The 26,713-nt window shown below is 63.4% G+C and carries 21 protein-coding genes; 16 read left to right on the forward strand and 5 right to left on the reverse strand.

What is annotated here, in order from left to right:
• Positions 1 to 44: 44 nt before the first annotated feature.
• A complete protein-coding gene (locus tag RAK1035_RS09125) occupies positions 45 to 2,960 on the forward strand; it encodes an ATP-binding protein (RefSeq protein WP_008281802.1) in 2,916 nt (971 codons plus the stop codon).
• Here the strand turns inward: RAK1035_RS09125 and RAK1035_RS09130 are convergent.
• On the reverse strand, positions 2,933 to 3,634 hold the full coding sequence (locus tag RAK1035_RS09130) for a winged helix-turn-helix domain-containing protein (RefSeq protein ID WP_008281803.1): 702 nt from the start codon (positions 3,632 to 3,634) through the stop codon (positions 2,933 to 2,935). The genes RAK1035_RS09125 and RAK1035_RS09130 overlap by 28 nt on opposite strands.
• 159 nt (positions 3,635 to 3,793) lie before the next feature.
• Here RAK1035_RS09130 and RAK1035_RS09135 point away from each other — a divergent pair, with 159 nt between their 5' ends.
• The 4 genes from RAK1035_RS09135 (at position 3,794) to RAK1035_RS09150 (ending at position 10,258) form a co-directional block, all read left to right on the forward strand.
• Positions 3,794 to 4,735 (forward strand): ABC transporter substrate-binding protein, encoded by a 942-nt coding sequence (locus RAK1035_RS09135; RefSeq protein ID WP_008281804.1) that lies wholly within the window; start codon positions 3,794 to 3,796, stop codon positions 4,733 to 4,735.
• A gap of 73 nt (positions 4,736 to 4,808) precedes the next feature.
• A complete protein-coding gene (locus RAK1035_RS09140) occupies positions 4,809 to 5,840 on the forward strand; it encodes a quaternary amine ABC transporter ATP-binding protein (RefSeq protein WP_008281805.1) in 1,032 nt (343 codons plus the stop codon).
• Complete coding sequence (locus RAK1035_RS09145; RefSeq protein ID WP_008281806.1) at positions 5,837 to 7,792, forward strand: ABC transporter permease; 1,956 nt, start codon at positions 5,837 to 5,839, stop codon at positions 7,790 to 7,792. Before RAK1035_RS09140 ends, RAK1035_RS09145 begins: the two co-directional genes overlap by 4 nt.
• 174 nt (positions 7,793 to 7,966) lie before the next feature.
• Positions 7,967 to 10,258, forward strand: a complete 2,292-nt coding sequence (locus RAK1035_RS09150) for an arginine/lysine/ornithine decarboxylase (protein ID WP_008281807.1) — start codon at positions 7,967 to 7,969, stop codon at positions 10,256 to 10,258.
• 9 nt (positions 10,259 to 10,267) lie between these two features.
• Here the strand turns inward: RAK1035_RS09150 and RAK1035_RS09155 are convergent, their stop codons facing one another.
• Positions 10,268 to 11,617 (reverse strand): glutamine synthetase family protein, encoded by a 1,350-nt coding sequence (locus RAK1035_RS09155; RefSeq protein WP_008281808.1) that lies wholly within the window; start codon positions 11,615 to 11,617, stop codon positions 10,268 to 10,270.
• A gap of 196 nt (positions 11,618 to 11,813) precedes the next feature.
• Between RAK1035_RS09155 and murJ the strand changes: the two genes are divergently transcribed.
• Positions 11,814 to 13,352 carry a murein biosynthesis integral membrane protein MurJ gene (gene murJ, locus RAK1035_RS09160; RefSeq protein WP_008281809.1) on the forward strand — a complete coding sequence of 513 codons (1,539 nt, stop codon included), beginning with the start codon at positions 11,814 to 11,816 and terminating at the stop codon, positions 13,350 to 13,352.
• 222 nt (positions 13,353 to 13,574) lie between these two features.
• Here the strand turns inward: murJ and RAK1035_RS09165 are convergent, their stop codons facing one another.
• Positions 13,575 to 14,261, reverse strand: coding sequence for a rhomboid family intramembrane serine protease (locus tag RAK1035_RS09165; protein WP_008281810.1), 687 nt, complete (start codon positions 14,259 to 14,261; stop codon positions 13,575 to 13,577).
• A gap of 74 nt (positions 14,262 to 14,335) precedes the next feature.
• Between RAK1035_RS09165 and trpS the strand changes: the two genes are divergently transcribed.
• The 4 genes from trpS to RAK1035_RS09185 all read left to right on the forward strand — a co-directional run bounded on the left by trpS (position 14,336) and on the right by RAK1035_RS09185 (position 19,347).
• Positions 14,336 to 15,364, forward strand: a complete 1,029-nt coding sequence (trpS, locus tag RAK1035_RS09170) for a tryptophan--tRNA ligase (RefSeq protein WP_008281811.1) — start codon at positions 14,336 to 14,338, stop codon at positions 15,362 to 15,364.
• A 71-nt stretch (positions 15,365 to 15,435) separates the two neighbouring features.
• Complete coding sequence (locus tag RAK1035_RS09175) at positions 15,436 to 15,918, forward strand: RNA pyrophosphohydrolase (protein WP_008281812.1); 483 nt, start codon at positions 15,436 to 15,438, stop codon at positions 15,916 to 15,918.
• A complete protein-coding gene (locus RAK1035_RS09180) occupies positions 15,915 to 16,400 on the forward strand; it encodes a hypothetical protein (RefSeq protein ID WP_008281813.1) in 486 nt (161 codons plus the stop codon). The genes RAK1035_RS09175 and RAK1035_RS09180 overlap by 4 nt, the downstream gene beginning before the upstream one ends.
• Positions 16,401 to 16,449: 49 nt before the next feature.
• Entirely contained in the window at positions 16,450 to 19,347 is a 2,898-nt protein-coding gene (locus RAK1035_RS09185; RefSeq protein ID WP_008281814.1) for an error-prone DNA polymerase, read from the forward strand.
• An 80-nt stretch (positions 19,348 to 19,427) separates the two neighbouring features.
• On the opposite strand, the gene RAK1035_RS09190 is transcribed toward RAK1035_RS09185, so the two are convergent.
• The gene (locus RAK1035_RS09190) at positions 19,428 to 19,916 is read right to left on the reverse strand and encodes a peroxiredoxin (RefSeq protein ID WP_037298091.1); all 489 of its coding nucleotides are present in this window, start codon (positions 19,914 to 19,916) and stop codon (positions 19,428 to 19,430) included.
• A 90-nt stretch (positions 19,917 to 20,006) separates the two neighbouring features.
• Here RAK1035_RS09190 and RAK1035_RS09195 point away from each other — a divergent pair, with 90 nt between their 5' ends.
• Together RAK1035_RS09195 and rsmD are read left to right on the forward strand one after the other, a co-directional pair.
• Positions 20,007 to 21,209, forward strand: a complete 1,203-nt coding sequence (locus RAK1035_RS09195; protein ID WP_008281816.1) for an NAD(P)/FAD-dependent oxidoreductase — start codon at positions 20,007 to 20,009, stop codon at positions 21,207 to 21,209.
• Positions 21,206 to 21,763, forward strand: a complete 558-nt coding sequence (gene rsmD / locus RAK1035_RS09200) for a 16S rRNA (guanine(966)-N(2))-methyltransferase RsmD (RefSeq protein WP_008281817.1) — start codon at positions 21,206 to 21,208, stop codon at positions 21,761 to 21,763. Before RAK1035_RS09195 ends, rsmD begins: the two co-directional genes overlap by 4 nt.
• A 226-nt stretch (positions 21,764 to 21,989) precedes the next feature.
• Here the strand turns inward: rsmD and RAK1035_RS09205 are convergent, their stop codons facing one another.
• Positions 21,990 to 23,243, reverse strand: a complete 1,254-nt coding sequence (locus tag RAK1035_RS09205) for an FAD-dependent monooxygenase (RefSeq protein ID WP_008281818.1) — start codon at positions 23,241 to 23,243, stop codon at positions 21,990 to 21,992.
• A 48-nt stretch (positions 23,244 to 23,291) separates the two neighbouring features.
• Here RAK1035_RS09205 and RAK1035_RS09210 point away from each other — a divergent pair, with 48 nt between their 5' ends.
• The 4 genes from RAK1035_RS09210 (at position 23,292) to petA (ending at position 26,707) form a co-directional block, all read left to right on the forward strand.
• Positions 23,292 to 24,635 (forward strand): amidase, encoded by a 1,344-nt coding sequence (locus RAK1035_RS09210; RefSeq protein WP_037298094.1) that lies wholly within the window; start codon positions 23,292 to 23,294, stop codon positions 24,633 to 24,635.
• 4 nt (positions 24,636 to 24,639) lie between these two features.
• Positions 24,640 to 25,260 carry an FMN-binding negative transcriptional regulator gene (locus tag RAK1035_RS09215; RefSeq protein ID WP_008281820.1) on the forward strand — a complete coding sequence of 207 codons (621 nt, stop codon included), beginning with the start codon at positions 24,640 to 24,642 and terminating at the stop codon, positions 25,258 to 25,260.
• Positions 25,261 to 25,321: 61 nt separating this feature from the next.
• A complete protein-coding gene (locus tag RAK1035_RS09220) occupies positions 25,322 to 25,924 on the forward strand; it encodes a glutathione S-transferase (RefSeq protein WP_008281821.1) in 603 nt (200 codons plus the stop codon).
• Positions 25,925 to 26,146: 222 nt separating this feature from the next.
• A complete protein-coding gene (gene petA, locus RAK1035_RS09225) occupies positions 26,147 to 26,707 on the forward strand; it encodes a ubiquinol-cytochrome c reductase iron-sulfur subunit (protein ID WP_008281822.1) in 561 nt (186 codons plus the stop codon).
• Positions 26,708 to 26,713 lie beyond the last annotated feature (6 nt).

Genomic DNA, 26,713 nt, shown 5'->3' on the forward strand with positions numbered 1-26,713 from the left:
CTGTCGCGGCAGGACTGCAACAAAAGCGGAGCGGGAAGAGCCGGATGAAGAGCAGAACCGGATTGGGCGCGCGCCTGTTGGCGGCCTTTCTCGTGATTGCCGGCCTGCCCGCGCTGGCGGGTTTCTTTGGCTGGTTCGAGCTGCGCGATGTCACGCAGGCGCAACAGCAGCTCTATGACCGCTCGATCCCGGTGCTGTCGGATATGCGGCGGTTTACCGAGGAAAGTTCGGCCATCATCACGGTGGCGCCGGAATTGGCGGCGGTGGATGATGAGGCGGCGCGGCGCGACCGGGCGGCCTATTTGGGCGCGCGGGTGGCGGCGCTCTCGGATCATCTGAGCCGGTTTCAGGCGGAGCATGGCGGCGGCAGCGGGGGCGAGTTGACCCGCGCCGTTGTGGCGATGGAGGCGGGGATTGCCGAGCTTGACCGCTTGGTCAAGCAACGTCTGTCGCTGGTGCAGGCGCGGCGCGAGGGGCTGGACCGTGCGCTTGGGGCGACGTCGGCGTTGCTCAATATGGCTGATACTTTGGTGGCCAATGCCGAGATGAGCACGGCGGCGGTGATTTCCAACCTCTATGACGATGACACCGGCAGTGCGCAGCATCTGGCGACGCTGGACAAGCTGATCGAGGTTGATCTGTTCGAGTTGGGGTTGATGTTCGAGTTGCGGTCGCGCACGGCGGAAATCGGGCTGCTCTTCAACCGGATTGCCGGGCTGAGCGATGCCGCGGGTTTGGTGCCGATCCGGGCCACGTTGGGCGAGCGGACAGAGATTGTCGCGCGGCGCGTGGCGGCGATCCGCGATCCGGGGCGGGCGGCGCAGGCGCAAACCTTGTTGGGTACGATCCTGTCGCTGAGTGATCCGGCGGGGCCGGGGGGGCTTTTGGGGCTGACCGAGGGCATATTGGAACTGGATGGCCGGATCGAGAGCGCGCAGGCGGCGCTGCGCGTGTCGGCGGACGGGCTGCATGTGGCGGTGACGGATCTGGCGAGCCGGGTGCAGGCGGAGGCGCAGCGCGCCGGTGCGGCCTCGCTTGAGGTGATCCGGGCCACGCGGTTGCGCAGCGCCGGAGCGGCGGGGCTGGCGCTGTTGCTGTCCTTGGCCGTGCTGTGGTTTTACGTGCGCGGCAATATCTCGCGGCGGTTGGACAACCTGTCGGACATGATGACGCGGCTGGCGGCGGGGCAGCTTGATATGCGCGTGGCCCCGCGTGGCAATGATGAGATTGCGGGCATGGAGCGCGCGGTCGAGGTATTCCGGCGTCAGGCCATCGCCAACCGCACGTTGGAGGAGGCGCGGCGGCGCAACGAAGAGGAACTGGCGCGGCATCGCAATGCCTTGCAGGAGTTGGTGGCGGAAAAGACCGAGGCGCTGCGCGGTGAGGTCGAGGCGCATGCCGTGGCGCGGCAAAAGGCGGAGGCGGCGGATCGGGCGAAATCGGAATTCCTTGCGATGATGAGCCATGAGATCCGCACGCCGATGAACGGGGTTCTGGGCATGTTGCGCACCCTTTCGGCTGAGGGCTTGCCAGACGCGCAGTTGGAGCAATTGCGCGCGGCGCGGGCCTCGGGTGAGAGCCTGCTGACGATCCTCAACGACATTTTGAGCTATTCCAAGACCGAGTTGAGCGGCGCGCATCTGGAGCGGCTGGTGTTTTCAGTGGCCGAGGTGATGCAGGTGATCGTAACCCTGTTGGACCCCGGCGCGCGGGAGAAGGGGATCGTGCTCTGGCTTGATCTGCCCGAGGATGCGCCCGCTGCCGTGATGGGTGATATGGCCAAGCTGCGGCAGATCCTGTTCAATCTTGTCTCAAACGCGGTCAAGTTCACGGAAGAGGGCGAGGTGGTTTTGCGGCTGCGAGTGCGGGCTGCAGGGGCCGGGCGGGTGACGCTAATCCTTGAGGTCAGCGATACCGGCAAGGGGATTTCAGCGCAGGCGCGGCAGCGTATTTTCGAGGCATTCGAGCAGGAAGACGGTTTGACGGCGCGGCGCTATGGCGGCACCGGGTTGGGATTGGCGATCTGTCGCAAATTCGCAGAGGTGATGGGCGGCGCGCTGAGCGTGGAAAGCACGCCGCATGTGGGATCGGTTTTTACCTTCATGGCAGATTTTGAATTGGCCGATCCGGCGCTTTTGGCTGAGAGCGTGCCCGAGTGGACCCCTGAGCGGGCGGGGCGCAGTCTGCATGCGCTGATTGTCGAGGATCACAGCGTCAACCAGATGGTTGCGCGCAGTTATCTGGAGCGGATGGGGCATACGGCGGTCTGTGTGGACAGTGGTGAGGACGCGCTGGACCTGCTCAAGCGGGAGCGGTTCGACTTGGTCTTGATGGATGTGAACCTGCCGGGCCTGTCGGGCACCGACGCGACGCGGCGGTTGCGCGGGTTGCCTGAGGGCCAAGACCTGCCGGTGATCGGAATTTCTGCCCATGTGCAGGAGGAAGAGGTGGCACAGCAACTGGACGCGGGGATGGATTGTTTCGTGGCCAAGCCGGTTTCGCCCGAGAGGCTGGCCGCCGCGATTGCGCAGGTGACGGGCGGGCAGCGCCGGGGTGTGTTTCTCTCGCCGCGCTCGGTCTCTTTGCCCATGGGCGGCGCGCGCGACGGGCTGGGTGCCATGCTGGCCGATCTGGGGCCAGAGCAGACGGCTGCGGCGATCCGGCTTTATCTGGATGGAGTCGGGGAAGAGGCGCGGGCCTTGGCGGCGGCGGTGGACGCAGAGGATGCGGCGGGCGTGGCCAAAGTGGCGCACCGGATGAAGGGGGCGGCGGGCAATTTCAGCTTGCCGGGGCTGAGCGCTGGATTGCGGGCCTTGGAAGAGGCGGCGCGCGCGGGTGACGCGGGGGCGATGCGGGGCGCTATGGCCGCTGTGCCTGCAGAGATTGCAGCGGCGCGTGCCACGCTTTTGCGCGCGACAGATGGGTTGGCGGATCAGTCCAAGGTGGCGGTGAATACATAACCTTCGCCATGGGCGGTGGTGATGAGGCGCGGCGCGCCGGGGTCTTCTTCCAGCTTGGTGCGCAGGCGGCGGATGATGACATCGACGGTGCGGGTATCGGGATGCTCTTGGCGGTGGGTGATCACGGTCATCAGCCGGTCGCGGCTGAGCACGGCACCGGGATGGCGCAAGAGTTCGGCCAGCACCTCGTATTCGGCGCGGGTGAGGCGGATGGGTTGCCCATCCGGGCCGGTCAGTTGCCGGGTGGCAAAGGCAAAGCTGAAGCCGTGAAATCGCAGGTTTTGGCGTGAGAGGCGGCGCTGGGCCTCGGTTCGGCGCAAGAGGTTCTTGATCCGGGCCAACAATTCGCGGCGATTGAACGGTTTGCAAACATAATCATCGGCCCCCAGTTCCAGCCCAACGATACGGTCCACGTCATCGCTGAGGCTGGTGGTGAGGATAATGCCGATATCCGAGCGCGCACGTTGTTCGCGGGTGATCTGCAGCCCGTCCTTGCCATCGAGCGTGATGTCGACAAGCAAAAGGTCGGCGCGGTCGCTGCCCAGCATTGTTTCGGCCCGTTCAGCGCTGTCAAAGGCGGTGACGGTATAGCCATGCGACATCAGATACTCCGCCAGCGTGGTGCGGGTAACGGGCTCATCCTCGATGATGACGATATGGGCGGCTCTTGGCACGTTGGAGCCCTTTGCAAGGTTTCCTCCTGTTAATATTTTTTCACAATTAAGTCCAGTTCGTTCATGCCGCCCCTCTGACGTGTTCATATCCGATCCCTAAGCTTCCCTTACCAAAGCCCGGAAAACGGGCGGGATACATCAACACAGGGAGTTTCAAGAATGACACAGCGTTTACGACTGATCGGCGGGGCCGCCGTGCTCGCCCTAGCGGCGACTGGCGCCTTGGCGGATTCCGAAGATCCGATCGTCATCCCCATTCACAACTGGTCGAGCCAGATCGTGATGAGCAATGTGGTTGGCCAGATTTTCGAATCCATGGGCAACAATGTGGAATATGTCTCGACGGATAGTCAGTCGGTCTATGAATCGGTGCGTCTGGGCGATGTGGCGCTGGAGATGGAGGTTTGGGAGGGGGCATTTGGTGCCTCATTCCGTGCCGCGCTGGAAAAGGGCGGGTTGCATGATGCGGGCGATCACAACGCGGTGACGCGCGAGGATTGGTGGTATCCGATGTGGACCAAAGAGGCCTGTCCGGGTCTGCCTGACTGGCAGGCGCTGAATGAGTGCGCTGCTCTTTTTGCGACGCCGGAGACCGGGGACGCCGGGCGGTTCCTTGGGGGGCCGGTGGACTGGCTCAAGCATGACCAAGAGCGGGTTGATGGGCTGGGCATGAATTTCAAAGTGGTCAATGCCGGTTCTGCCGCAGCCCTCTGGGCGGAAATCGGGGCCGCTGAAAAGACCAAAAAGCCCATCGTGGTCTTTAACTGGACGCCGAATTTTGCCGAAGCCGTTTGGCCGGGCGAATTCGTCGAGTTCCCGACTTGGGTGGAAGGGTGCGACAAGGACCCGGCGGTTGGGCCGAACCCGGACAAGACCTATGATTGCGGCAATCCCGCCAATGGCTACATGAAAAAAGCCGCTTGGGATGGGATGAAAGAGAAATGGCCGGACGCCTATGAAATGCTGACCAAGATCAGCTTTACCAACCCGCAGATCGCGGAAATGGCCAAGCTGGTGGACATCGACGAGATGGAGCCAGAAGAGGCCGCGACGCATTGGCTGGAAGAGAATGGCGATGTCTGGAAGGTCTGGATCAACTGATCCGATCTTAAAATCTGCCCCGCCCGTGGTGCGCCATGGGTGGGGTTTTCCATAACAAACAAGGGGGTGTCGCGTGCCGGTTTCTGAACCCGTGATTTCATGCCGCAATGTCTGGAAACTATTTGGCCCTGCGCCCGAGGCGTATCTGGGCGGCCTTAAGGGCGATCCGGGGTTCGAGGTTATTCGGCAGGCGGGCTATATCTCGGCGGTGCGTGATGTGTCGCTTGATATTGCGCGGGGCGAGATGCTGGTGATCATGGGCCTTTCGGGGTCTGGCAAATCCACGCTGGTGCGGTGCCTGTCGCGGTTGATCGAGATTACCGGCGGCACGGTGTCTGTCGAGGGGCAGGACATTGGTGCGCTGAGCGAGACGCAGTTGATCGAATTGCGGCGTAACAAGATGGGCATGGTATTCCAGAGTTTTGGCCTGCTGCCGCATCGCACGGTGCTGGAGAATGTGGCCTTTCCGCTGGAAATGCGCGGGCAGAATCGGGCCACGCGGCGCAAGCGGGCGCTGGAGGTGATCGAGCTGGTGGGGCTTGGCGGGCGCGAGGATTACTTTCCGCGTGAATTGTCAGGTGGGCAGCAGCAGCGGGTTGGGATTGCCCGTTCTCTCGCCATCGAGCCCGATATCTGGTTTCTGGACGAGCCGTTTTCGGCGCTTGATCCGCTGATCCGGCGCGAAATGCAGGATGAATTCCTGCGTTTGCAGGGGATGCTGGGTAAGACAATTGTCTTTATCACCCATGATTTCGACGAGGCGCTGCGGTTAGCGGACCGGATTGCGATCATGAAGGACGGCGCGGTCGAGCAATGCGACACGCCCGATCAGATCGTTCTGAATCCGGCCACCGATTATGTGCGCAAATTCACCGAAGAGATTGAGAAAGCGCGGGTGGTGCATGCGTCCGGCTTGGCGCGGCCCATCAATGGCGTGACGCCCGAGGGGCTGCCGGTGGCGGGCAAGAGCACGATTCGCGCGCTGGCGCGGCAGTTGATCGACGATCCGCGCGAGAGCTTGCCCGTGGCGGATGAGGCGGGGCGGATTACCGGCGTGCTGAGCCGCAAGGAGGCGCTGGATGTGCTGCTGGGAGGGCAGGCATGAGCGAGAGCGCCCTGCCGCTGGCGACCACCGCCAAACCGCGCCTCAATCCGGCTTGGGTGGTTCTGGGCCTTGCGCTGTGCCTAATTCTTGCGCGGCCCTATTTGCCCGAGGGGCTGATGCGCCCGGTCGAGGGGATGATCCTGCCGCTGGCGGATTGGATCAACGCGGTTTTCACATGGCTGCGCGATGATCTGGGCCTTATCCATGTGACCCGTGCCTTTGCCGATGGGATCGAGTGGCTGCTCGATGTGACGGCGAATATTCTCTATGGCAAGAACCGCTGGCCGCGTATCGGCCCGCTGCCATGGATCGTGGTGGCGCTGAGTGCGGGATGTCTGGGCTATTGGCTGGGCGGTTTGCGGCTGGCGCTTTTGGCGGGGGGTACGTTTGTCTGGATCGCGCTGATGGGGCAATGGCAATGGGCGATGGAAACCCTGTCGGTGATCGTGGTTGCGGCCCCGGTGTCGGTTCTGCTCGGTCTGATGATGGGGGTGGCGACGTGGCGCTGGCGCTGGGTAGAGGCGGTGATGAATCCGGTTCTCAACATCGCGCAATCGCTGCCGCATTTCGCCTATATGATCCCGATTGTGGTCTTTATCGGGGTGGGCCCCAAGGCGGGGGCGATTGTCACGATCATTTTCTCGGTGCCGCCGATGATCCGCATGACCCTGCTGGGGCTGCGCAAGGTGCCGCCCGAGGTGATCGAGAGCGGCAAGATGTGCGGCAGCACAAGCTGGCAATTGATGACGCGGGTGCGTATCCCGACCGCACGCACCGAGATTTTGGTGGGCGTCAATCAGGTGATCATGCAGTGTCTGGCGATGGTGGTTCTGGCCAGTTTCATCGGCATGCCGGGGCTGGGGCAGAAGCTGTTGCAACTGTTGCAGGCGCTCAAGATCGGGCGCTCGATTGAAATCGGCATCACGATCGTTCTGTTGGCCGTGGCACTGGATCGGTGTTCCAAGGCCTGGGCCGAGCGGCAGCCGGTGCATCATGAGCCGGGGCTGAGCTGGACCGCACGGCACCGGGTGATGAGCGTTTGGGCCGTATTGATGGTGGCGGGGTTTGCGCTGTCGGCGGTGGTTCCGTTCTTTGCCGAGGTCGGGCGGGGGCAATCGCTTTCGCTGGCGGACCCGCTGGATGCGATGATGTCTTGGGTGATCGTGACGCTTGATCCGGTGACGCAATGGTTGCGGTGGTTCCTGATCACATGGGTTCTGATCCCGGTGCGCGATGCGCTTTTGTGGTTGCCCTATACGGCGGTGCTTGCCCTGGTCGCGGCGGCAGGGCTGGCGGTGGGTGGTTGGCGTTCGGCGCTGATCTGCGTTGGCTTTATCGGCTATATCGCGATCACCGGCTGGTGGGACCGGGCGATGATCACGGTCTACACGGTGCTGGTGGCTGTGGCGGTAGCGACGAGCTTCGGCTTTCCTTTGGGCATCTGGGCGGCGCGGCACGAGGCGCGGGCCAAGCGGGTCTTGCTGCTGTGTGACAGTCTTCAGACCTTTCCGAGTTTCATCTATCTTATTCCGGTGATCATGCTTTTTGGCGTCAATGATGTGGCGGTGGTGGGGGCGGTGGTGCTGTTCGCTGCCGTGCCGCTGATCCGCTATACCATCGAGGGGCTGCGCGGTGTGCCTGAGGCGGTGATCGAGGCGGCGGATATGTCGGGGGCCACGCGCGGCCAGAGTCTGTGGCATGTGCGCCTGCCCTTGGCGCTGCCCACGATCATGGTGGGGATCAATCAATCGCTGATGTTTTCGCTGTTCATGGTGATCATCGCGGCCTTTATCGGCACGCAGGATCTGGGGCAGGAAATGCAGCGCGCACTGAGTTCCACCGATGTGGGCAAAGGCCTTGTGCTGGGGTTTGCCGTGGCCTTTATCGGCTTGGCGGCGGATCATCTGATCAACAAGATGGCCGAGGGACGCCGCCGCACACTGGGTCTTTGACCCGGCAGGCGGCATGAGCGCGCGCAAAGCGGCCTTCGGGTCGCAGCGGGGCTTGACCTTGGGGCGCACAGCAGAAACAAGCTGCGCGGAGTAGGATTCCCTCAGAGTTTGGGGGGTCCTCTCGCGACGTTTGGCGTGATCGCCCCCCTGCTGGTCTCCTGAAAGGAGAAGTTGATGAAATTCCACTTTCCCATTGTCATCATCGACGAAGATTTCCGGTCCGAAAACTCTTCCGGGCTTGGTATTCGGGCCATGGCCAAGGCGATGGAGGACGAGGGGTTCGAGGTTCTGGGCGTCACGAGCTATGGGGATTTGTCGCAATTCGCGCAGCAGCAATCGCGCGCCAGTGCCTTTGTTCTGTCGATTGACGATGAGGAATTCAGCCCCGGTCCCGATATTGATCCGGTGATCACCAATCTGCGCAATTTCGTGCAGGAGGTGCGGCGCAAGAATGCCGATGTGCCGATCTATGTTTACGGTGAGACCAAGACGAGCCGCCATTTGCCCAATGACATCCTGCGCGAATTGCACGGCTTTATACATGCGTTCGAGGATACGCCCGAATTCGTGGCGCGCCATATCATCCGCGAGGCCAAGATTTATCTGGAGGGCATTCAGCCGCCGTTCTTCAAGGCGTTGCTGGATTATGCCGAGGACGGGTCGTATTCTTGGCATTGTCCGGGGCATTCGGGGGGTGTGGCCTTTCTCAAAAGCCCGATTGGCCAGATGTATCATCAGTTTTACGGCGAGAACATGCTGCGCGCCGATGTGTGCAATTCGGTCGAGGAGCTGGGACAGCTCTTGGATCATGACGGGGCGATTGGCGCGTCAGAGCGCAATGCGGCGCGGATTTTCAACGCCGATCACTGTTTTTTCGTGACCAATGGCACCAGCACCAGCAACAAGATGGTCTGGCATCACACGGTCGCCCCCGGTGACGTGGTGGTGGTGGACCGCAATTGCCACAAGTCGATCCTGCATAGCATCATCATGACTGGGGCGATTCCGGTGTTCCTGCGGCCCACGCGCAATAACTTTGGCATCATCGGGCCGATTCCGCGCGGCGAGTTCGAGATTGACGCGATCAAGGCCAAGATCCGCGCCAATCCGCTGTTGAAGGGGGTTGATCCCGATACGGTCAAGCCGCGCATCCTGACCTTGACGCAATCCACCTATGACGGGGTGCTCTACAATACCGAGGTGATCAAGGATCTGCTTGATGGCTATGTGGAAAACCTGCATTTCGATGAGGCGTGGTTGCCGCATGCCAGTTTCCACCCGTTCTATAGCAGTTTTCACGCGATGGGCCGGTCGCGGGAACGGCCGCTGCATTCGGTGACTTATGTGACGCAGTCGATCCACAAGCTGCTGGCGGGGATCAGTCAGGCCAGCCATGTGTTGGTGCAGGACAGTCAGACCACCAAGCTGGATCGCCACCTCTTTAATGAGGCGTATCTGATGCATACCAGCACCAGCCCGCAATACAGCATTATTGCGAGTTGCGATGTGGCAGCGGCGATGATGGAGCCGCCTGCAGGCACAGCGCTGGTCGAGGAGAGCATCGCGGAATCGCTCGATTTCCGGCGGGCGATGCAGAAGGTCGATGCCGAGTTCGGCGATGACGACTGGTGGTTCCAAGTCTGGGGGCCGGATGTTCTTGACGAGGAGGGGATCGGTGAGATGCGTGACTGGGTGCTCAAGCGCACCGATGCGCATGGCGTGCAAGCCTCGGATGGGGAGGAGTCTTGGCATGATTTCGGCGAGATGGCGCCGGGGTTCAACATGCTTGATCCGATCAAGGCCACGATCATCACGCCCGGTCTCAATCTGGATGGGCGGTTCGAGCAGACGGGGATTCCGGCCTCGATTGTCACCAAATATCTGGCCGAGCATGGGGTGGTGGTCGAAAAAACCGGGCTTTACAGCTTTTTCATCATGTTCACCATTGGCATCACCAAGGGGCGGTGGAACACGCTCTTGACCGCGCTGCAACAATTCAAGGACGATTACGACAAGAACCAGCCGATGTGGCGGGCGATGCCGGAGTTTTGCGCCAAGCAGCCGCGCTATGAAGGCATGGGGCTGCGGGATCTGTGCCAGCATGTGCATACGCTTTATGCGAAATACGATGTGGCGATCCTGTCGACGGAAATGTATCTGAGCGATCTGACCCCGGCGATGACGCCGAGCGAGGCCTTTGCCCATATCGCGCGGCGCACCACCGAGCGGGTGGCGATTGACGATCTGGAAGGCCGGGTGACGACCAGCCTTGTGACGCCCTATCCGCCGGGTATTCCGCTTTTGATCCCCGGCGAGGTGTTCAACAAGACCATCGTGCAATACCTGCGGTTCAACCGCGAGTTTGGTCGCGAATGCCCCGGTTTCGAGACCGATATTCACGGGTTGGTGCAGGAAGTGGGCGAGGATGGCGTGACGCGCTATTTCGCGGATTGCGTGGCCGGGTGAGGCCGGGCGTCACACGCTTTCGAGATAGGCGTCATACTCGAAATCGGTCACGTAGCGCGTGAAGCGTTTGAGTTCCTGCATCTTGCATTCCACCAGCATGGTTTGCAGGCGTCTGGAAAAGATGTCCTGCACATGCCGCCCCCGGCGAAAGGCCTGAATGGCGGTGGCCCAGTCGAGTGGCAGGTGGTCGAGTTTCTGGCTATAGGCGTCGCCGTCGATGGGCGGGCAGGGTGCTATTCCCTGTTCGATGCCGATGAGCGCGCCGCCCAGAATGCTGCCCAGCACGAGGTACGGGTTGGCATCGGCGCCCGCGACGCGGTGCTCGATACGCCGCGCCTTGTGGTTGCCGCCGGGGATGCGGATCGCCGCTGTGCGGTTTTCATAGCCCCAAGAGATGCCAGTGGGCGCATGGGTGCCGGGCAGAAGGCGGCGATAGGAATTCTGGTGCGGCGCGAAGGTGAGCGTGTTTTCGTGCATCGTTTCCAGCAGCCCGCCCACGGCATTGAGAAGGAGCGGCGTGCCGGTGTCACCGCCATTGTCAAACAGGTTGACGCCGTTTTCATCGACAAGGCTGAAATGCACGTGAAAGCCGCTGCCCGAGCGGTCGCCATAGGGTTTGGCCATGAAGGTAGCGGCCATGCCATGTTTGCGCGCGATGCCGCGCACGAGGCGTTTGAAGAGAACGGCATCATCGGCGGCCTGTAGCGGATCGGCGACATGAACCATGTTGATTTCGAACTGGCCTGCGCCGTTTTCGGAAATGGCGGCATCGGCGGGGATGCCCTGTTCGTGGCAGGCGTCGTAGACGTCGTTGAGGAATTCGTCGAAATGTTCCAGCTCATCGAGGGAGAGCGCGCCGTCGGAATCGAGCCGTTTGCCGGTCACGGGCGAGCAGGGCGGGCGCGGCTGCGCCTCGCGCGGGTCGCAGAGGTAGAATTCGAGTTCGGTGGCCACCACGGGGGTCAGGCCGCGCGCCTTGTAGCGCTGCACGATATTGGAGAGCGCATGGCGCGGGTCGCCGGGAAAGGGGCTGCCATCCTCGGTGTGCATCCAGAACATCACCAGCGCCGAGGGGCGGCTTGTCCAGTTCACCATGACGATGGGCCGCCCGGTATGTTCGCAGATACCGTCCGAGTCGCCGGTTTCGAACACCAGTTCGTTATTCTCGATATCCTCGCCCCAGATATCCACGCTGAGCACCGAGAGCGGCAGGCGCAGCCCGTCGTCCATGATCGACTTGGCCTTTTCAATCGGCAGGCGTTTGCCGCGCATCGCGCCGTTGAGATCGCAGACGCAGGCAAAGACGGATTCGATTTCGGGCCGTTCCTGAAGCCATTGGCGGATATTGGTAGTGGTCATTTCACGTCTCTTTCTGTCGGCATGGACGGGAGTGCGCCGATGTCCTCTGGCCTTACCTTGTCGTGTCGTCGCGGGACTGGGTAGCGAAATATGCGTGCGCGCCGGAAAATGCGGGCGGTTTGCGCCGTTTGCGCCCCCTTCCCCCCGGCGTGGTGATGGTCTAATCCTCGTCTCTGATCCCGGCGAAAGGCCCCGCATGAAACCTGTCCGCCTGCTTTCTGGCATTCTCACCGTTGGCGGTTGGACCCTGCTGAGCAGGCTTTTGGGGTTCGTCCGCGATGTGCTGATCGCGAGCTATATCGGCCCCGGCGCTGTGATGGATGCCTTTGTCGCGGCGTTTCGCCTGCCTAATATGTTTCGCCGGTTCTTTGCCGAAGGCGCGTTCAACGCGGCCTTTGTGCCGATGTTTTCCAAGCGGTTGGAGGCGGGCGATAACCCTTTGGGCTTTGCGGCGCTGGCCTGTTCGGGGCTTAGCCTTGTGCTTTTGGGGCTGACGGGGCTGTGCATGGTGTTCATGCCCGCGCTGGTCTGGGCCACGGCAGAGGGATTCGTGGGTGATGCGCGGTTCGACCTGACGGTCGAGTTCGGGCGGATCGTGTTTCCCTATATCTTTTTCATCTCATTGGCGGCGTTGTTTTCAGGGATGCTCAATGCGGCGGGGCATTTCGCGGCGGCGGCGGCGGCGCCGGTGTTGCTGAATGTCTTGTTGATCGGCGCGATGAGTTTTGCTGCTGTGACGGGCGGGGCGGTGGCGCAGGCGCTGGTCTGGACCATTCCGGTGGCTGGGGTCGCACAACTGGCGCTCGTGTGGCATGCGACGCGACGGGCTGGGCTGAGCCTGCCCTTGGTGCGGCCCCGCTGGACGCCAGAGATGGCGCAACTGGTGCGGATTGCCATTCCGGCGGCTTTGGCGGGCGGGGTGGTGCAGATCAACCTTGTGGTCGGGCAATTGGTGGCCTCGAACACCGAAAAGGCGGTGAGCTGGCTTTATTCTGCCGACCGGCTCTATCAATTGCCCTTGGGGGTTGTGGGGATTGCGGTGGGCATCGTGCTGCTTCCTGATCTCTCGCGGCGGCTGAAGGCGCAGGATGATGTGGGCGCGCGCATGGCGCTGTCGCGGGCGGGCGAAATTGCCTTGGCGCTGACCATTCCCTGTGCCGTGGCGCTGATCGTGATCCCCATTCAACTGGTGTCGGTGCTGTTCGAGCGCGGGGCGTTTGGCGCGGATGACAGTGCCGCGACTGCCTTGGCGGTGGCGATTTACGGGTTGGGCCTGCCGGCGTTCGTGTTGCAAAAGATCCTGCAACCGCTGTTTTTCGCGCGCGAGGATACGCGCAGCCCGTTCCGCTATGCGGTTTGGGCGATGGCGGTGAATGGGGTTTTGGCGGTGGGGCTGGCGATGCTGATCGGCTGGATTGCGGCGGCGATTGCCACGACAATCGCGGCATGGATCATGGTGGTGCAACTGGCCGCCGGGGCGCGGCAGTTTGGCGAGGTGGCGCGGTTTGATGCGCAATTCCGGCGTCGGTTGTGGCGAATCTGTCTGGCCTCGGTGCTGATGGGGGCGGTGCTCTGGGGTGCGGGTGTGGTGCTTGGGCCGCTTTTCGGCATGGGGGGCTGGCGGTGGCTGGCGCTGTTGGTGCTGATCGCGGTGGGGACGCTGGCCTATGCGCTCTTTGGGCAAGGGCTGGGGGCGTTTCGGATACAGGAAATCCGGGGCAGGTTGAGGCGGTAAGGGGGTCGTCTTCACGCGCGGAATCAAGGTGCCGTAGGCACCGCCGCGCGGATCGCTGGGCCGTCCCGCGGCCTAGCGATTTTGAGAAGGCGCGGTTCGCTGAGAGATTATACGGACTTGGCAGGCATAAAGTGGCAGCCACGCCTGTTGTTTCGCTAGTCCCCGGCCCAGCGATCCACGCGGCGGCGCTTCGCGCCTTGATTCCGCGCGGGCAATGCCGCCTCAGTCGTGACGCAGCTTGGCCCGCAGGCGGGACCAGCCGCCGGGGCTGAGCACGAAGGACGCCAGAAATCCGCTGGCAAAGCCACTGACATCGGCGATCCAAGTGGCATTGCCGCCGAACAACAGGCCAAACACCAGTTGTAGCCCCATCAGCACGCCGATGAGGGTGAAGGCCCGGACCTGATTGGTGCCCATCTGCCCCAGCCTGAGCCACATGATATAGGTAAAGCCGCCGATCAGGCCGTAAACGCCGGGAAAGGCCCCGATGAGCCAGGGCCGCCCCGGTGCCACAAGGCCAAAGATCACGGCCCCCACCACTGTGCTGACCGCGAAGAGAACCAGAACCGCCCAGTGACGGAACACGTCCGAGACGAATTTACCCATCGCCAGAAGCAGCACGCCCGCGAAGAGTGCGTGGGTAAAGCTGCCATGGATGAAGGCATAGCTGAGCAAGCGGCGCAGATGTTCCGCCGGATAGGCATGGTGTTCCAGCATCCAGCCAAGGATTTCGCCGTTGAAGCCGTAATCCTGAATCGCCGCCGCGCGCCAGCCCACGGCATCCGGGCCGCCCACAAGCCCGCGCGCGCCCAAGGTAAAGGCGGCTTCGACCCCCATGATCACCAGAAAGAGGGCGATCAGGAAGGGCGGCAGGGGGTTGACGGGGGCGGGTGGTCCTTGGTCGGGCATGGCACCTCTCCTTGACGGGGCTGTGGCGCATGGGTAAGCGAGGCGGGCAGAGAAATCCACCACGGAGTTGCGTCATGACCGAGGCGGCCTTTACCCCCCGCGTGTTTTCGGGAATCCAGCCCTCGGGCAACCTGCATCTGGGCAATTACCTGGGTGCATTGAAGCGGTTTGCCGAGGCGCAGAACAAGGGCATCCAGACGCTCTATTGCATGGTAGACCTGCATGCGATCACGGTTTGGCAAAACCCGGCTGATCTGGCCCGTGCAACGCGGGAATTGGCGGCGGGGTTCATTGCCTCTGGTCTTGATCCGGCCAAGTCCATTCTCTTCAATCAGTCTCAGGTGGCCGAGCATACGCAAATGGCGTGGGTCTTTAACTGTGTGGCGCGCATGGGGTGGATGCAACGCATGACGCAGTTCAAGGACAAGGCTGGCAAGAATGCGCAGAACGCCTCGCTTGGTCTGTTTGCCTATCCGGCGCTGATGGCCGCCGATATCCTGACCTATCACGCCACGCATGTGCCGGTGGGCGAGGATCAAAAGCAGCATCTGGAATTGACGCGCGACATTGCGATCAAGTTCAACCATGATTACGGCGTTGAGTTCTTTCCGATCCCCGAGCCGGTGATCGAAGGGGCGGCGACGCGGGTGATGTCCCTGCGCGACGGATCGAACAAGATGTCGAAATCCGATCCGTCGGACATGAGCCGCATCAATCTGACGGATGACGCCGACACCATCGCCAAGAAAATCCGCAAGGCCAAGACCGACCCCGAGCCGCTGCCCTCTGAGGCGGCGGGGCTGGAGGGGCGGCCAGAGGCGCGCAATCTGGTGAATATCTATGCAGCGCTGGCTGATATGACGGTGGATCAGGTGATGGCCGAGGCGGGCGGCAAGCCCTTTTCCGAGTTCAAGCCGATGCTGGCGGATCTGGCCGTTGACCGCATCGCGCCGATTTCCACGGAAATGGCGCGGCTGATGCAGGACCTGTCCGAGATTGACCGGATTTTGGCGGATGGTGCGGCGCGCGCGCGCACGATTGCCGCGCCGATCCTGCGCCAGACCTATGAGATCATGGGCATGGTCGGCACGCGCGAGGTGTGAGGGGGCTGGCCTCTTGACGCCTACGGCTGCACGCCGCACTCTGCCCGCGACCCAAGCTGAGAGGCCCGACGATGACGCCCGAAGAGATTGCGAAACTGCCCTATCGCCGCTGCGTGGGCGTGATGCTGGTCAATGCGGCGGGGCAGGTGTTTGTGGGCCAGCGGATCGACAATGAGGTTCCCGCCTGGCAGATGCCGCAGGGCGGGATCGACAAGGGCGAGAGCGTGACCGAAGCCGCCCTGCGCGAGTTGTGGGAAGAAACCGGCGTTACAGCGGACAAGGTGCGCGTTGAGGCGGAAACAACCGGCTGGCTGACTTATGATTTACCGCAGGAGATGGTGCCGCGCATCTGGAAGGGGCGGTATCGGGGGCAAGAACAGAAATGGGTGCTGATGCGGTTTCTGGGCCAAGATACAGATGTGAATATCGCCACCGATCACCCGGAGTTTTCCGAATGGCGCTGGTTGCCGCCCAGTGATTTGGAGGCCAATATCGTGCCCTTCAAGCGCGCGGTTTATTCCCGTGTGCTGGACGAATTCGGGGCGTTGCTGTGATCCGGGCGGCGGTTCTTGCGCTGGGCTTGGTGTTGGCGGGACCGGCGGTTGCGCTGAGTTGCTTTCCACAGGATGTGGCCGAGACCTATCGGCGCGCGGCAGAGGCGGCGGAGACTTATATCGTGGTGCATGGGCGGTTGGCCTTTGATCCGGCGCGCCTGCCCAGCACGGATATGATCCCGCAACAAAAGCCCGCGCATACGCTTATTCCGGCGCGGTTGACGGGGCAGGCGCTGACAAAGGGTGGGTTCGATCAGGCGTTTGATCGTGCCATCACGCTTGATGTGCAATGTTTTGGCCCGTGGTGCGCCTCGGCGGTGCCGGGAACCCAGTATCTGGGATTTCTGGAGCGGCGGGACGGCGGTTATGTGCTGGCGGTGGACCCTTGCGGCGGCATGGGCCATGCAGAGCCGACGCCTGCGATGCTGGACAAGGCGCTGCGCTGTCTGCAAGGGGGCGCTTGCACAGCGGAGCGCCGCTGAGGGCGGCCATAGCAGGGCTGGAAATTGGAACAAAAAGTGAACATACTGCATGGGTCTGGGAATCAGTGCCGCCATGCCCTTTGCCGAGCTTTCTGCCACGTCGAATTTCACCTTTCTCACCGGGGCGTCGCATCCTGAGGAGTATATCCGCCATGCCGCGGCGCTGGGCCTGTCGGGTGTGGCGATTGCCGATGTGAATTCGGTTGCGGGCATCGTGCGCGCCCATGCCGCAGCGCGCGAGATTGCGCGCGAGGTCGCCGCGCGGCAGGCACTGGAGGCACGGCAGGGGCCCATCGGGCCACCTGCGCCGCAGCCTGCAGCACCGCCCGATTGGGCCAATTGCCCGCGCCTCATTCCTGCCGCGCGGCTGGTGCTGCGCGAGGGGATCGAGATCACCGCCCTGCCGGTGAATCGCGGCGGCTGGGCCAGCCTTTGTCGCCTCATCAGCCTTGGGCGGCAGCGGGCGATAAAGGGCGCGTGCGATCTGGGGTTGGCGGATGTGCTGGCGGGGGCGGCGGGGCTGCATCTGTTGGTGCACCCGGCACCGGGGCGCGCGTGGCAGGCGCAGGTGCTGCAATTGGCGGCGCGCTGGGGGGGCTCTGTCGCGCTCTTGCTCAGCCCGCGCTATGACGGGCGCGATCCGGCGCGGTTCGAGCGGTTGACGGGGCTGGCGGCGCGGCTGGGCCTGCCGACGGTGGCGGCGGCGGCACCGATCCTGCATCGCGGCTATCGCCGCCGTCTGGCCGATGTGCTGAGCGCGATCCGCCTGGGGGTGACGGTGGACCGGCTGGGCCGTCATGCGCTGCGCAATGCCGAACAGCGCCTGCGGTCAGAGGAGGAGATGCGCCGCCTTTTTGCGGGGCATGAGGGGGCGGTCAGCCGTGCGGCGGCACTGGCGGCGCGGCTGGATTTTTCGCTGGATGAATTGCGCTATGAATATCCCAGCGAGGTTGCCGAGAATGAGACCCCCGCGCAGCGGCTGCGGCGGTTGGCGGAGGCGGGGCTTGAGTGGCGCTATCCGGGCGGGGCGCCTGCGCGGGTGCGTGGCATGATGGAGCATGAATTGGCCCTGATCGCCAAGCTGCGCTACGAGCCCTATTTCCTGACCGTGCATGACGTGGTTGCCTTTGCACGCTCACGCGGCATCCTGTGCCAGGGGCGCGGATCGGCGGCCAATTCGGTGGTCTGCTATTGCCTTGGCGTGACCTCTGTCAGCCCCGAGATCGGCACGATGGTGTTCGAGCGCTTTGTCTCTGAGGCGCGCGACGAGCCGCCCGATATCGACGTGGATTTCGAGCATGAGCGCCGCGAGGAGGTGATCCAGTGGATCTATGAGCGTTACGGGCGGCATCGCGCGGGCCTCTGCGCCACGGTGATCCATTACCGCACCAAGCGTGCGATCCGTGAGGTGGGCCGCGCCATGGGCCTGTCAGAGGATTTGCTGGGCGCGATGACCTCGCAGATCTGGGGGCATGGCGGTGAGGGCGCGCTGGAGCCGGCGCGCCTGGCCGAGATCGGGCTTGATCCGCGCGATCCGCGTCTGGCGCGAACGCTGGCGCTGATCCGCGAGATCATCGGCTTTCCCCGGCACCTGAGCCAGCATGTCGGCGGCTTTGTCATCACCGAGGGGCGGCTGGATGAATTGGTGCCCATCGAGAATGCCAGCATGGAGGGGCGCACGGTCATTTGCTGGGACAAGGATGACATCGACGCGCTGGGTATTCTCAAGGTCGATGTGCTGGCGCTGGGGATGCTGACCTGTATCCGCAAAGCCTTTGACCTTTTGGGGCAGCATCGCGGGCAGGTCTATAGCCTGGCCACCCTGCCGCCCGAGGACGCCCAAGTCTACGAGATGCTGAGCCGCGCCGACAGTCTGGGGGTCTTTCAGGTCGAAAGCCGGGCGCAGATGAATTTCCTGCCGCGTATGCGCCCACGCACCTTTTACGATCTGGTGATTCAGGTGGCGATCATCCGGCCCGGCCCCATTCAGGGCGATATGGTGCATCCGTTCATCCGCCGTCGCAATGGCGAAGAGGCGGTCAGCTTTCCCTCGGATGATCTGGGCCGGGTGCTGGGCAAGACGCTGGGCGTGCCGCTGTTTCAGGAACAGGCGATGCAGATCGCCATCATCGGCGCGGGGTTCACCCCCGAAGAGGCGGACCGTTTGCGCCGGTCGCTCGCCACTTTCAAGAAGCACGGCAATGTCAGTGAATTTCGCGCGCGGTTTCTGCGTGGCATGCAGGCCAATGGCTATGACAGCGATTTCGCCGAGCGTTGTTTTTCCCAGATCGAGGGCTTTGGCAGCTATGGGTTTCCCGAAAGCCATGCCGCCAGTTTCGCGCATCTGGTCTATGCGAGCGCCTGGCTCAAATGCCATCACCCGGCGATCTTTGCCTGTGCGCTGCTGAATTCGCAGCCGATGGGGTTTTATGCGCCCGCCCAGATCGTGCGGGATGCGCGCGAACATGGCGTGACGCTGCGCCCGGTCTGTATCAACGCCTCGTATTGGGACAATACCATCGAGCCGGACAGCCGGGGACGGTTGGCGCTGCGTCTGGGGTTTCGCCAGATCAAGGGCGTGGCGCAGGACGAGGCAGACTGGATCGCGGCGGCGCGGGGCAATGGCTATGTGGGCCCCGAGGATGTCTGGCGGCGGGCGGGGGTGGCCCCGGCGGCGCTGACACGTCTGGCCGAGGCGGATGTCTTTGCCGCGCTTGGGCTTTCGCGGCGCGACGCACTCTGGCAGGCGCGGGCGATTGGGGCAGAGCGGCCCTTGCCATTATTCGCGCGCGATATTGATGGAGAGGGGATTGTCGAGCCTGCGGCGCATCTGCCCGCCATGACGCTGGGCGAGGAGGTGGTCGAGGATTATACCGCCCTGCGCCTCAGCCTGCGGGCGCATCCGCTGGCGCTCTTGCGTCACATCCTGACGCCACCGGGACTGTAGGGTTTGGGCGTGGCTGTTTCTTTATGGCCCAAATACTCCGGGGAGCGCGAGGGGCTGGCCCCTCGCACCCTTGGCCCGCTTTACATCGCCGCGAGCAGCGATTCGCCGGCGGTCACTTCGCAGGTGCCGGGGCTTTCCTCGACATGCAGCACCGTCACGGTGCCATCCTCGACCGCCATTGCATAGCGCTTGGAGCGCGCCAAGAGGCCAGCGGGCGGCGCGTCGAAATCAAGGCCGATGGCCTTGGTGAAGGCGCTTTCGGCATCGGCGAGCATGGTGATTCCGGCCTCTGTGGCGCCGGTGGCCTCGCCCCAGGCCTTCATCACGAAGGGATCATTGACCGAGACGCAGATGATTTCATCCACGCCTGCCGCGTCGAACTGCGCCTTGGTGCGGATGAAGCTGGGGACATGCGCCGCGGAACAGGTGGGCGTATAGGCACCGGGCACAGCAAAGATCACCACCTTGCGGCCCGCGGTCAGGCTCTTGAGATCGACCGCTTCGGGGCCCTTTTCGCCCAGTTTCAGAAGGGTTGCATCGGGCAGTTTGTCGCCGGAAGAAAGGGTCATGGTCGTTCCTTGTCTGTCGAGGGTTTCGGGATGGATGTAGGTATAGGCCGGTGATAGGCAAGTGACCATGCCAAAGAAGGGGAAAGCAAGATGACGGGTGTCGTGGTGATCGGAGCGGGGCAGGCGGGGGCCTCGCTGGTGGCAAAGCTGCGCAGTGAGGGCTATGACGGCCCCATCACGCTGATCGGCGAAGAGCCGGTGCCGCCCTATCAGCGCCCGCCCCTGTCCAAGAAATACCTGCTGGGCGATATGGCGCTGGAGCGGCTCTATCTGCGGCCCGAAAGCTATTATGCCGAAGCGGGTATTGATCTGCGCTTGAATGCGCGCGTCACGGCGATTGACCGCGCGGCGCAAGAGGTTGTCATCGGCACCGAGCGGCTGGGCTATGCGCATCTGGTGCTGGCCACGGGATCGCGCCCCCGCCACCTGCCTGCGGCGATTGGGGGGGAATTGGGGGGCGTGCATGTGGTGCGCACGCTGGCGGATGTGGATGCGATGGCACCGGGTTTTGTGCAGGGGGCGCGCGTGCTCATTGTGGGCGGCGGCTATATCGGGCTTGAGGCGGCGGCGGTCGCGGCCTCGCGCGGGATGCAGGTGGTATTGGTCGAGATGGCCCCGCGTATCTTGCAACGGGTGGCGGCCAAAGAGACTTCGGATTATTTCCGCGCGCTGCATGGGCGGCACGGGGTGGATATCCGCGAGGGTGTGGGTTTGGAGCGGCTTCTTGGCGATGGCCAGGTCAGCGGTGCGCGCCTGACCGATGGGACCGAGGTGGCCGTGGATATGGTGATTGTCGGCGTGGGGATCGTGCCCGATACCGCGCTGGCCGAGGCGGCGGGGCTAGAGATTGACAACGGCATCGCGGTAGATGCCCAAGGGCGCACGTCTGATCCCACAATCTGGGCCGTTGGCGATTGCGCGTCTTTTCCCCATGGCGAGGGGCGTTTACGGCTCGAGAGCGTGCCCAATGCCATCGACATGGCCGATTGTGTGGCGGGCAATATCCTGGGGGCCGCTGTGGCCTATGTGCCCAAGCCGTGGTTCTGGTCGGATCAATATGATGTAAAGTTGCAGATTGCGGGGCTGAGCACCGGCTATGACCGGATCGTGACGCGCGATGGGGCGGCTTCGGTGTCGTTCTGGTATTTCCGGGGGGATCAGTTGCTGGCGGTGGACGCGATGAACGATCCACGCGCCTATATGGTGGGCAAGCGGTTGATTGATGCGGGCAAGACCGCCGATCCGGCGGTGGTCGCGGATGCGGGTGCCGATCTCAAGGTGTTGCTGGGGTGAGGATCATCGGCGGGGCGCATCGCGGGCGGGCTCTGGCCAGTGTCGGCAAGGGCGATGTGGCGGCGCATTTGCGGCCCACGTCAGACCGGGTGCGCGAGGCGCTGTTCAACGTCTTGGCCGGGGGCTATGGCGATCCCGTGACGGGCGCGCGGGTGCTTGATCTTTTCGCGGGCACCGGGGCGCTTGGGCTTGAGGCGCTGTCGCGCGGGGCGCAGGCTGTGAGTTTCATCGAAAGCGGGCGCAAGGCGCAGTCGCTCTTGCGGCAAAACATTGCATTCTGCCGGGCAGAGGAGGAGACGCGCGTATTCCCTCTAGATGCGCGCAAGCCGGGGAATAATCCCATGGTGCCGCATGATCTGGTCTTTCTCGATCCGCCCTATGGCAAGGGCTTGGGCGAGGAGGCGCTGGCAGCGGCGCTGGAGGGGGGATGGATTTCTGACGGGGCGCTGATTGTCTGGGAGGAAAGTGCTGCAATCACCCCGCCTGAAGGGATGCGGATGATCGAAGAGCGGCGCTATGGCGATACGATGATCCGGTTTCTGGAGCGCGGGTAAGGTAGGTTGATGCCGACTTTTGCCCCATGTGCCCCGCGCGGAATCAAGGCGCGTAGCGCCGCCGCGCGGATCGCTGGGCCGTCCCGCGGACCAGCGATTTGGAGGTGTGGCGCTGCTCTGGCGGGTCATACGGACTTTGCTGCTATAAAGTGGCAGCCATGACCGTTGCTTCGCTAGTCCCCGGCCCAGCGACGGCGCGGCTCAGTGCAAATATGGGCAGCCCCTCTTACCCTTTCATCAACTCTGGCAAATCCCCTGTCAGCCCTGCGGCCTCGCGGATGAAGCCCCGGCGCAGGCGTGGCATATGGCTGATCGCGCCCATGCCAAGGTCGCGGGCGGTGCGCAGGATCGGGTTGTCATTGGAGAAGAGCCGGTTGGTGAGGTCGGTGGCCAAGGCCAGTGTCGCGGTATCGAACCGCCGCCATTGTTGATACCGGGCAAGCACATCGGGTGCGGCGATATCCTCGCCCCGGCGGTTGGCTTCGGTCATCACCTGCGCCAAGGCGGCCACATCACGCAGGCCTGCGTTCAGCCCCTGACCGGCAATCGGGTGCATACCGTGGGCGGCGTCGCCGATCAGAGCGAGGCGTTCGGCGACAAAGCTGTTGGCCACCGTCAGGCTGAGCGGGTAGGTATAGCGCGCGCCGCGCAGCTTGATCGCGCCCAGAAAATCGCCGAAGCGGGGGCGCAGCACCTCCATGAAATCTGCATCGGGCAGGGCTGCGAACCGGGCGGCGGTGGCGTCTGTTTCAGACCAGACGATCGAGCTGACATTGCCGGGCAGCGGCAGGATGGCAAGCGGGCCGGGGGGCATGAAGAATTGATGCGCGATGCCGTGATGCGGTAATTCGTGTTCGATGGCGGCGACAAGTGCTGTTTGACCATAGCCCCAGCCGGTGCGCCGGATACCTGCGCGCGCGGCGGTACCTGAGCTACGCCCATCGGCCCCGATCAAAAGCCGCCCGGTCAGGGTTTTGCCCGAGGCAAGCGTAAGGGTAACGCCGGTGGCGACGCTTTCTTGGGCTGTCACCGTGTCGTTGGAAACTTGGGTGATCAGTGGTTGCTCTGCCATGGCCTCGATCAGGGCGCGGCGCAAAAAGCGGTCTTCAAGCATATGGCCCATGGGGCCTTCTTCGATCTCGGCATGGTCGAAATGCAGAAAGAAGGGCGATGGCCCTTCGCCCGCGCGCCCGTCCGAGACCTTGATTTCCAACATCGGTTGGGCATGCTCGGCCACACGGTCCCATATCCCGAGGTTTTGCAAGAGCCGCACGGAGGCGAGCGCCAAAGCATAGGACCGCCCGTCAAAGGCCGCGTTTTTGCGGGTCGGTTCGGGCAGGGCGTCGATCACGGTGCTGGAAAGCCCGGCCTGTGCTGCGGCAAGCGCAAGAGCGGGGCCATTCAGGCCACCGCCGACGATGAGAAGATCGCTGTCATGTGTCATGCCGCCCAATATGTGCGTGCGCGCGGGATTGTCCATGCGCCGCTCTGCCGCTAGCAATGGTTTTTGAACGGATAGGGGGACGCGATGCAGAACTGGCTCAGGATGACGGCGGGCGATCTGGGGCGCGGCATTGCGCGCGGCGAGATTGACCCCGAGGCGCTCTGCGAGACCTATCTGGCGGCGATCACCGCCCATCCGCTGCGCGATCGCATCTACAGCGCTGTGACAGAGAGCCGCGCGCGGGCTGAGGCGGCGGCGGCATCGGCACGGGCCAAGGCGGGGCAACGTCTGGGCCTGCTGGACGGGGTGCCGGTCAGTTGGAAGGACCTCTTTGACAGCGCGGGTGTCGCGACCGAGGCGGGATCGGCGCTGTTGAAGGGCCGGGTGCCGGAACGAGATGCCGAGGTGTTGCGCAATGGCACGGCGGCGGGGCTGGTGTGCCTTGGCAAGACACATATGAGCGAATTGGCGTTTTCCGGTCTGGGGCTGAACCCGGTGACGGCAACGCCGCCTTGCGTGAACGATCCCGACGCTGTGCCCGGCGGATCATCTTCGGGGGCGGCGGCGAGCGTGGCGTTTGATTTGGCCCCTTGCGGGATCGGGTCGGACACTGGCGGGTCGGTGCGCATCCCTGCGGCGTGGAACGATCTGGTCGGGCTAAAGACCACGTCGGGGCGGGTGTCTTTGCAAGGGGTGGTGCCGCTCTGCCTGCGGTTCGACACGGTGGGACCGCTGGCGCGCTCGGTCGAGGATTGCGCACTGATGTTGGCGGCGCTGGACGGGCGCAAAGCGGCCGATTTGCGTGGGGCTTCGCTCTTGGGGTTGCGGTTTGCGGTGCTGCGCACGGGCGTGATGGAGGATATTCGCCCCGAACCTGCGCGTGCGCATGCGGCGGCGCTGGAGATGCTGCGCGATGCGGGCGCGGTGATCGACGAGATCGAAGCCCCAGAGGTGGCCGAGGCGCTACCGCTGTCGCCGGTGCTGTTCACGGGCGAGGCCTATGGTTTGTGGCGCGAGGTGATCGAGGCGGCCCCGGACAAGATGTTTGCGCCGATTCTGGAGCGGTTCCGCAGTGGCAAAGATATAAGTGCGGCGGATTATGTGGCGGGCTGGCGCAAGTTAGAGGCGCTGCGGGCGGCGTGGACCGCGCGGGTTGCGGGCTATGATGCGGTGCTCATGCCCTCGGCCCCCAACCTTCCGCCGGATCAGGCGCGGCTTTTGGCGGACCCTGACTATTACGTGACCGAAAATCTGCTGACCCTGCGCAATACGCGGGTGGGCAATCTTTTGGGGCTGTGTGCCGTGACGCTGCCCACAGGGGTGCCAAGCTGTGGGTTGATGCTCTGCGGTCAGCCCTATGGCGAAGAGCGGCTGTTGCGGGTGGCGCAGGCCGTTGAGGATATTCTCTGCCCCCGGCGCGAGGACTAAGGCCATGCATCCCAATCCTGCTTTTCGTCAGACACCGAGCGAGCGCAATCTAGAATTTGCCCGCGCGCGGGGCTTTGGCATTCTGGCTGTTTGCAGCCCCGAGGGGCCGCTGATGAGCCATATTCCGTTTCTTTTGAATGCCGATGGCACGCGGGCCGAATTTCATCTGGTGCGGTCAAACCCGATTGCGCGGCTTTTGAGTGGGCCGTTGCGCGCGCGGTTGGCGATAGAGGGGCCGCAATCCTATGTCTCGCCCGATTGGTATGGGGTCGAGGATCAGGTGCCCACGTGGAATTACGTGGCTGTGCATCTGGTGGGCGAGGTCACGTTGCAGCCGCAGGAGGGGATGCGCGACCTTTTGGATCGGCAATCGGCGGAGTTCGAGGCGCGGCTTGCGCCCAAGCCGGAATGGCGGGCCGAGAAGATGACACCCGAGGTGCTGGAGCGGATGATGCGGCAGATCGTGCCCTGTGCGATGCGCGTGGACGAGATCGCAGGCACGTGGAAATTGGGGCAGAACAAGCCCGAGGAGGTGCGCCTGCGCGCCGCCGATCATCTGGGGCCGGCGGGGCAGGGGCAAGAGAGTGACTTGTTGGCGGAGTGGATGCGCGCGCCGCCTGCCTGAGCGGCTTTACAGCGTTGGGGGCTGCGCCTAGGGTCGCGGCGAACATCTAAAGGAGCGCGCCATGAAACTGATTTCCTCGCCATTGTCCCCCTTTGTGCGCAAGGTCCGCGTGCTCTTGCTGGAATCCGGGTTGGACGATCAGGTTGAGGTGGTCGATGTGACCACCACACCGCTTGAGACCGATCCGCAGGCGGCGGCGGCCAATCCGCTGGGCAAGATACCGGCGCTGGTGCGGCTGGACGGCCCGGCGATCCATGACAGCCGGGTGATCACCCGCTATCTGGATGCGCGCGCTGATGGGCGGTTTTATCCCGAGGCGCGGCTCTGGGAGGTGCTGACGCTGGAGGCGATTGCCGAAGGGATCATGGAGGCGGCGCTTGCGATGACCTATGAGGCGCGGTTCCGGCCCGAAGAGATCCGCTATGCCCCTTGGGTCGAGGGGCAATGGGCCAAGGTTGCACGGGCGCTGGAGGCCGTTGAGGGCCGCTGGATGAGCCATCTCGCGGGGCCGCTCGATATGAGCCATATCGCGCTGGGCTGTGCACTGGGCTATCTTGATTTCCGCCATGATGCGCGCGGCTGGCGGGTTGGGCATCCGGCGCTGGAGGCGTGGTATGCCAAGATGGCCGCGCGCGACAGCATGATGCGAACAGCCCCCGCATAAGCCCCGCCAACAGGCGAGAGAGGGGGGCCATTGCGCTGTCTGATTTCGCGATAGAAGCCGGTCAAGCGCGACAGATGCGCGCTCTGACCAAATCTTGGGGTAATGCAGGCTGGACGGCCCCCCAAAGCCCCGCTAAATAGCCGCACAGACTGGCCATGGGAATCCCGTGGCCTAACATCGTATGAGGCCGATTGCGGCTCTGATATATAGGGAGTAATTCTCGTGTCCCACGCAGAAGATCACGAAGGCACCCGGAGGGATTTCCTCTATTATGCGACCGCAGGCGTCGGTGCCGTGACCGCAGGTGCGGCCATCTGGCCGCTCATCAACCAGATGAACCCTTCGGCGGATGTGCAGGCGCTGTCCTCGATCCGCGTCGATGTTTCGGGTGTTGAGCCCGGCACGCAGATCAGCGTCAAATTCTTGGGCAAGCCGGTTTTCATCCGTCGCCGCACGGAAAAAGAGATCGAAGCTGCCCGTGCCGTTGAGCTGGCGGAACTGCCGGACCAGAATGCACAGAACCGTAATGACCTCGCGCTTGATGCGTCGGACCAGAACCGCACGCTGGATGAGGCGGGCGAATGGCTCGTGATGATCGGCGTGTGCACCCATCTGGGTTGCGTGCCGATTGGCGACGGATCGGGCGATTTTGGCGGCTGGTTCTGCCCTTGCCACGGGTCGCATTACGACACGGCTGGCCGTATCCGCAAAGGTCCGGCGCCTGAGAACCTGTGGATTCCCGTCGCCACATTCCTCGACGAAACCACGATCCAACTGGGATAAGGAAAC

The sequence above is a fragment of the Roseovarius sp. AK1035 genome (assembly GCF_003288315.1).
Taxonomy (GTDB): domain Bacteria; phylum Pseudomonadota; class Alphaproteobacteria; order Rhodobacterales; family Rhodobacteraceae; genus Roseovarius; species Roseovarius mucosus_A.